Source organism: Enhygromyxa salina (assembly GCF_002994615.1).
Classification (GTDB): domain Bacteria; phylum Myxococcota_A; class Polyangia; order Nannocystales; family Nannocystaceae; genus Plesiocystis; species Plesiocystis salina_A.
In genome coordinates this window covers 1-7,408 of the sequence record NZ_PVNK01000270.1, presented here as the reverse complement: position 1 = coordinate 7,408, position 7,408 = coordinate 1, and the positions used below count along the sequence as shown (strand labels likewise).

Annotated in this window: 5 protein-coding genes; 3 read left to right on the top strand and 2 right to left on the bottom strand. The window is 69.0% G+C overall.

The annotated features are described in order from the left end of the window. Positions 1-80: 80 nt before the first annotated feature. Both ENSA5_RS31395 and ENSA5_RS31390 read right to left on the bottom strand, forming a co-directional pair. Positions 81-2,603: a hypothetical protein gene (locus tag ENSA5_RS31395; protein WP_146156317.1), complete on the bottom strand. Its 2,523-nt coding sequence runs from the start codon at positions 2,601-2,603 to the stop codon at positions 81-83. A 200-nt stretch (positions 2,604-2,803) separates the two neighbouring features. Next, positions 2,804-3,475: a hypothetical protein gene (locus tag ENSA5_RS31390; RefSeq protein WP_258183080.1), complete on the bottom strand. Its 672-nt coding sequence runs from the start codon at positions 3,473-3,475 to the stop codon at positions 2,804-2,806. 289 nt (positions 3,476-3,764) lie between these two features. Between ENSA5_RS31390 and ENSA5_RS39620 the strand changes: the two genes are divergently transcribed. From ENSA5_RS39620 to ENSA5_RS31375, 3 genes are all read left to right on the top strand, one after another. Further along, the gene (locus ENSA5_RS39620; protein WP_106395407.1) at positions 3,765-4,886 is read left to right on the top strand and encodes a Spy/CpxP family protein refolding chaperone; all 1,122 of its coding nucleotides are present in this window, start codon (positions 3,765-3,767) and stop codon (positions 4,884-4,886) included. 173 nt (positions 4,887-5,059) lie between these two features. Further along, positions 5,060-6,166, top strand: a complete 1,107-nt coding sequence (locus ENSA5_RS31380; RefSeq protein ID WP_106395406.1) for an FAD-dependent oxidoreductase — start codon at positions 5,060-5,062, stop codon at positions 6,164-6,166. Positions 6,167-6,177: 11 nt separating this feature from the next. Continuing rightward, positions 6,178-7,408 (top strand): pyridoxal phosphate-dependent aminotransferase (locus ENSA5_RS31375; RefSeq protein WP_106395405.1); only part of this gene is annotated, 1,231 nt, incomplete at its 3' end.

Below are 7,408 nucleotides of genomic sequence, written 5' to 3'. Positions count from 1 at the left end.
TCACGGGGCCGTAGACGAGCCTCCGCGCTGCCCCCCTCCGCAAGAAGGGAGAGGCGCAGGGGGGCAGCGCGGAGGCTCGTCTACGGCCCCGTGATCGCCGTCGTGACGATGCTCGGCTCGAGGTCGGCGCTCAGCCACGCGTCGACCTCGAGGTTCGCGTCGGGATCGAGCCCCGTCTGGGCAAAGTCGAACACGTACGCGTCCTCGACCGGATCGTAGCTCGCCTCCCAGACCTCGCCCGTCGCCATCCCGTCGACGATGAACTCGAGGCTGATCGGCGCGCGCACGTGAATGCCCTGGTCGGGCGTGTGCCAGGCGTCGTGCAGCCGCCAGCCGCGGATCGGCCAGGTCCCATCCTTGACCTCGTCGACGGTCGGCAGGACCAGGGTCAGGTACAGCGTCGCCGGATCCGCGAGGTTGGCCACGAGCGCCGCCGCGTCGGACTGCTCGACCATGAACACGGTGCTGATCGCCTCGTAGGTCTGAATGTTGGCCCCGTCCCAGTAGGGCCCGCTCGCGATCATCCGGTACTCGCCCGCCGGCCAGTCCGCGGGGATCTCCCAGTCCACGTACCACTCGTGGGCGCGCGAGGCCGCGACCTCGCCGTTGGGCGCGGGGGTCGGCTCGTAGTGGGTGATCATCTCGTTGCGGCTGTTGTCGTAGGCCCGGCCGGCCCAGCCCGCGGGGTGAGGCACGTCGACGAAGTTGCCCTGCCCGTCGTCGACCTGCACGCGCACGTTCGGCGCCCCGACGCTCGGATCCCCGCCGCCAAACCCGAACCGGACCAGGTCCAGGCGCTGCTGCATGGTCTCGACGTTGGTCACGACCGCGCCGTGGTTTTGGCTGAGCTCGTAGGCCCGGGCCGAGAACCCGCCCGGCTCCGCCAGCGACGGGGTCTCCTCGACCAGCGCGGGCCCGACCTGCCCGGCGAGGATGTCTTCGATCATCGCGAGGTTGGTGTCGACCATGAAGGTCCCGCCGAACGGCCCCCACAGGCTCATCTCGGCCTCGTAACCGCCCTGGTACCAGTCATCGGGCGCGGTGAAGTAGAGCAGGTGATCTTGCGAGTAGCCCCAGACCATCAGGTCGATCGGGTCGGACGAGCGCAGGGTCGCAAACTGATCCCGGGCGTACTTGATGATCGAGTAGGCCGGCTCGCCCGGTATCGTCATCATGAACAGCGGCCCGATCTTGGCCACGCTCAGGTAGGTCTGGTGGATCTCACCGTGGGGCACGTCGCCAAACAGCAGGGTGTCGACCGGGATGCACTGCTTGTCCTTGCCCTCCATCGAGGTCTCGAGGTCGTCGTCCTCGGCGACCCCCGTGCACTGCCACCCGCCCCAGGTGTAGTCGATCGGGATCACGTTGAGCACGGTCCCCGAGAACTCGCCGTTCTCGTCGTAGCCAAATTTGTCGTAGGTCAGATCCACGCGCTGCGACTGCACGACGATCTCGGGGTCGTCGTCCCACTCGAGGTTCTGATAGGCGTCGAAGATCACGGGCGCCGCGACCATGCCGATCAGCTCGGTCCGCTGGGTCGCCGGGCCATGGTTCAAGAACCCGCCCCGCGGCGACGAGTCGCCGCCCCCGGCCTGGGCGATCATCCCGAAGATCGGCTCCCCGGTCTGCTCGAAGAAGTACTGCTCGAACTCGAGCTCGACGGCCCCGGGCGCGTCCTCGGTCAAGAGCTCGTTCTCGTACGCGACGCTGATCCCGTGCATGCCGAAGTTGAACATCGCGGCCATCGGCGTGCCGTCGGGGCGGCGCAGACCAAACACCGTGAGGGTCGGATCCTTGCCGTAGATCGGGTTGTTGCCCCCGCGGCGATCGCCGTAGACCTTGTCCATCGGGTCCCAGTCCTCGATCGCGGTGTAGCCCCACTCCGCGTCGCCGAGGTCGTCCATCGCGGCCTTGATCGTCATCGCAAACTCGGTCGCGAGCAGATCGATGACCTCCTCGTCGGCGGTGTCGGTCCCGACCGCGCCGAAGATGTCGGGCAGCCGCCAGTAGCGACCGTGGGCGTGGTGCGAGTGGGTCGCGCCCCACAAGATCCGCCCGCGCAGATCCTCGCCGTAGAGCTCCTCGTACTTGGCCGCGGTCGCGTCGGTGACCCCGGACTCGGCGCTCATCATCGGGGTCTTCATGAGCACGACCTGCTCGCCCTCCTCGGACTCCATGACCATCGCCTTGATCGTCGGGTAGCCGTAAAACCCGCGGGTCCCGTAGAACAGCCCGCTCCACGCGGTGTTGGTTCCGCCCACGCGGCCGCCGAAGCCGGCCAGCGAGATCCCGACCGGGTACTCGAGGTAGCGCATTGCGACGCCGGCCTGGAGCGGGGTCGCGGGTTGGTCGCCGTCGCCGTCGCCGGGGTCGCCGTCACCGTCGCCGGGGTCGCCGTCGCCGTCGCCGGGGTCGCCGTCGCCGTCGCCGGGGTCGCCGTCGCCGTCGCCGGGGTCGCCGTCGCCGTCGCCGTCGCCCGCTCCGGTCTCGGTCGTCGTGCTCTCCTCACTCGCGGAGACCGCGTCATCTCCGCAACCCACGAGGGCGAGGCAGGGCAAGACGACGAAGCAAAGCGAAGACAAATCCATCCAAGGCCGGCTCATGACTCGGGACTGTACGACGCTTGGGCTCGCAGCGGGAGCCCTCCGGTCGAGATCGGCGTTCGCGCGTGTCGATCCCAGCGCCGAGATTCACCTCGACAGCTGCGGCGACGCGCTGGCCTGCTCGGGGCCGCGGCCAAGTCGACATCGACGGCCCAGGAGACAACCCCCGCCCCTGGCCCCCTGAGGGTCGGGCCGCGAGCTCAGAACTTGTAGGCGAAGCCGACCCCGCCGCGGACCGACAGCCCGACGCCGGAGTAGTAAAAATTGTCGTTGTCGGCCCGGTTGCGGTCGATGTCGGTCCACACGTTCCAGCCGACGAAGCCCGGCTCGAAGTAGAAGACCCAGTGCTGGTTGATGTAGAGCCGGACCGCAGGCCCAAAGGTCTGCTCGAACTGGAAGAAGTAGGGCGAGAAGTGGAAGTCGTTGTGCATGACCGGTGCGAAGGTCAGCGCGAGGTTCGACCACGGGTCGATCTCGTAGCCCAACTCGAACCCGGCCCGGCCCCAGACCTCGCGGTAGAAGTCGCGGTCGCCGCGACCGTAGACGCCGCCGCCGTAGCTCCCACGCCCGACGCCGTAGAAGTTGACGGCAGGGCCGGCATTGAAGCCCATGAACAGCCCGCTGAGCTGCCCGACGCGACCGGTCTTGGGCAAGTGAAAGCGCCAGTTGAAGGCCGGGATGAACGCGTCGGGGTTGAAGTTGCCGTTGAGGCTCACGCCGATCTCGTGAACCGAGCTGGTCTGGCCCGGACGCATCGACGCGGGCGGGTTGGCGAGCGTCGCCTGCTTGCCGGCCTCGGCCGGGGACGCGAGGAGCAGCACGGCAGCCGCGATGAGGGTCGACACCAGGTAGGAGAAGCGGCGCGAAATCACCCGTCATGGTTAGCAGGAATTCTCCCGCTTGCGCAGCCTCGAGCGGTTGTTTTGCGCACTTTGGGGCTGTTCAGCACTCGTCGTGGGCGAGCTGACGAGGCGATCACTTTGGGCCGCAAACTTTCTCCTTGCGAGGCTTGGAGTCTCCGCGCTTCGCTCGCGACCCACCGATCCTTGCTCCAGCAGTGAGCGGAGTGACAAAAAGTCCGGGCCTTTGCACTGAATTTACGAAGCTGAGCCGGCCAGCTGACGCACTTCACGCGGTCTCGGAGCTAGGGTTTTACTTGCCATGACCAAAGCCACATCACTCCTGTTCGCCACCTCGTTGCTCTTCACCGTCGCCTGTGACGCGGGCGAAGATCCTGTCGTCGAAGACCGCGCCTCCGAGGCCAACGTGGACGCGAACGCGCGTGAGGGTGTCCGGGCCGAGCGGGGCCATCGCGGCAAGCAAGGCGATCACGCGAAGTTCGCGGCCGAGAAGCTGTGCAGCGAGCTCGAGTGCAGCGACGAGCAAGCCGCCCAGGTCACCGCGCTGTTCGCCAGCCGCCAGGCCGAGCGCGCTCCCGCCGACCGCGACGCCCGCAAGGCCGCCCGCGCCGACGCCAACCAGGCGATCGCCGCCGCGTTCCGGGCCGACAACTTCGACCCGGCGGTGCTCGAGAGCGCCAAGCCCAAGCGCTCCGGCGCCGACCGTGGCGACAAGATGGTCGCCTTCGCGACCGAGCTCCACGGGATCTTGACCCCCGCGCAGCGGACCGCGCTCGCCGACAAGATCGAGGCCGGTGGCCCGATGTTCTTCGCCGGCCGCGACGGCAAGAAGGGCAAAAAGGGCAAGAAGGGCAAGAAGGGCCGCCACGGCGAGAAGGGCGAGAAGGGCGAGAAGGGCGAGCGCAGCAAGAAGGGCCCCGAGGGTGAGCGCGACCCGAGCGAGCGCCTCGCCCGGCAGGTCGACGCCTTCTGCGAGTCGGTGACCTGCACCGACGACCAGCGCACGCAGCTGAGCGCGACCTTCGAGGGCGTCCACGAGGGCCGCCGCAACGCTCGCGACGCTCGCAAGGCCCGCGGCGACCGCCAAAAGCCCGACTTCAAGCCGGTCGCCGACGCGATGCGGGCCGAGACCCTCGACGCCACCGCCCTGCGCGAGGCGATCGCCGCGACCAAGGCCGACCACAAGTCCCGCAAGGCCGACCACGGCAAGGAGTTCGGCGCCGTCGTGGCCGAGATCCACGACATCCTGACCCCGGCTCAGCGGGCGATCGTCGCCGACAAGATCGCCGAAGACGGGGTCCAGGCGCTGATGGGCCGCGGCGGCAAGCATGCCAAGGCTGGCAAGCGTGGCAAGCGTGGCGAGCGTGGCAAGCGTGGCGAGCGTGGCGAGCGTGGCGAGCGTGGGGAGGTCCAGGCCGACTGAGCCGACGACTGAAGCGATTTCGCAACCTGCTTGGGAAACGACCCGTGCGGTTCGGCTGCGGCCGGACCGCACGGGTCTACGTAATTGTACAGCCGCCGCGCGACGCCGCGGCTCGTATATGTTCAAGGCGCTCCCGCGCGGGCGGACCCAGCCACGAGGGAGCCAAGCCTGGCATGCCCCGAGCGAAGGCACCCATCGTGATCATTGGGGGCGGCATCGCCGGCCTTGCGACGGCCGCGGGTCTGATCCGCCGCGGCATCGAGGTTCGGATCCTCGACCGCGGCTGGCTCCCGTGGCAGATGGGCATGGGCTTCATCGTCCTGCGCACGGGCCTCGACGCCCTGTGTGAGCTGTTCCCCAAGGTCTTGTGGGGCAGCGTCGGCGCCCCGGTCTTGCGCGCGAAGATCATGACCTGCGACTCCGAGCTGCTCAGCGACACGCGGCTCGACGCCTACGCGATCTCGCGCGGGACCCTGATGGAGACGATGCTCCGCCAGCTGCCGCCCGGGACCCTCGTCGACCACGCGACCGTCGCCGACTTCGCGCGCACGAGCGACGGCCGCGTGCGCGCGGTCGTGTGCGAGGACGGGCGGATCTTTCCGTGCTCGATGGTGATCGGCGCCGACGGCATCCGCTCGACGACGCGTCGGCTCCTCCACCCGCAGGTCTCGCTCGACGACGTCCGCGTCCGCGAGGTCGTGAGCATCTTCGACGCCCCGCACGTCGCCGAGCTGATCGGCACGACCTTCTACAAGTACTACGACCCCGACGGTGGCTTCGGCGTCGGCATCGTCCACGTCGGCGGCGGCCAGGTCGTGTGGTTCGTGCAGCACGACGCGGCGCGCTACGACTGGGCCGACCTCAGCCCCGGGATGATCCGCTGGAAGATCTGGGAGAAGGTCGCCGGCTGGCCCGCGCCGATCCCCGCGCTGTGGGCGATGACCAAGTTCTCGAAGTCACACCTGTGGTTCACCCGCGACCTGTACCCGGACTACGACTACGCCCGCGACAACGTCGTGCTCGTCGGCGACGCGGCCCACCCGGTGCTCAGCTTCACCAGCCACGGCGCGACCGGAGCGCTCGAGGACGCGGTCTTGCTGCCGCCGATGCTCAGCAACGCGTTCACCGACCCCGAGCGAGAGGCCGCCGCCGCTGCGTTCGCGCTGATCCGCCGCGACATGTTCGAGCGCATCGTGATTGAAGGTCGCGAGATCCTCGAGCGCTTCTTGCTGCCGCTCGCCAAGCAGCCCCAAGGTGTGATGGTGCCGCTCGTGAAATAGAGTCGTCGGCGATGCGCTCGCCTGACCCTCGCTTTTGTGATGACGCCGTCAACGTCGAGCTGCTGCGTCAGCGCGCGTTCAACCTGCGCTGGGCCACGCTCCCGCCCGACGTGATCCCGCTGACCGCGGCCGACCCGGACTTTCCGGTCGCCGTGGAGATCCGCGAGGCGATCAAGCGCTGGATCGACGGGGGCTACTTCTCCTACGGTCCGGCCGAAGGTCTGCCCGAATTCCGCGCGGCCGCGGCGACGATGCTGCGCACGCGCAAGGCCATCGCGCACGCGAGCGCGGACCAAATCCTGGCGACCAACTCGGCGGCCGCGGGCCTGGAGATCGCGGCGCGCTTCATGCTCGAGCCCGGCGACCAGGCGATCATCTCCGACCCCGTCGACTTCCTGTTCAAGCGCTCCGTCGAGGCGGCCGGCGGCGAGGCTGTGCGGTGGTCCTGCGACCCGGCCACGGGCGCGGTCGACTTCGACGAGCTCGCGGCGCGGATCACCCCGCGGACCCGCATGATCGGGCTGTGCAACCCGCTCAACCCCATCGGCAAGGTCTGGTCCGCGGCCGAGCTCGAGGCCCTCGCACGCCTCGCGGACGAGCACGATCTGTGGATCCTGTCCGACGAGATCTGGAGTGACATCGTGTTCGGCGACGCTCGCCACGTCTCGATCGCTAGCCTCGACGCGCGCACCGCCGCGCGCACGGTGACGGTCACCGGATTGTCCAAAACCTTTGGTCTGGCCGGCTGTCGCATCGGGTTGCTCCACGCCGGAACCGAGGCCGCGGTCGAGGGCCTGCTCGAGGCCTCGGGCGCGCGCTCGACCGCCAACGGTGCGGCGACCCTCTCGCAGGTGGCGGCGATCGCCGCTTGGGAACACGGGTGGGACTGGGCCGCGGCCTTCTCAGACCATTTGCAGGCCCAGCGCGATTTCGCCGTGGAGCGACTCCGCGCGGTCCCGGGCGTGGAGGTGCGGCCGCCCGACGCCTGTTATGTGCTCTTCCCCTCGATCGGCGGCACCGAGCGACGGACCGGTCGCAGCTCCGAGTCGATCGCCGCAGAGCTGCTCGAAGGTCACCGAGTCGCCATCGTACCGGGCGCGGCGCGGTGGTTCGGGCCTAGCAGCCCGGGGTGCAATGCCTCGCGCCGCCTCGCTTGGCCTTTTCGCCGAGGGCTTTGTCGCCAAAACTTGCAGTACGCCCGGTACAGCGGCGTTTTGGCTTCGCGCCCTCGGCAAAAATTCC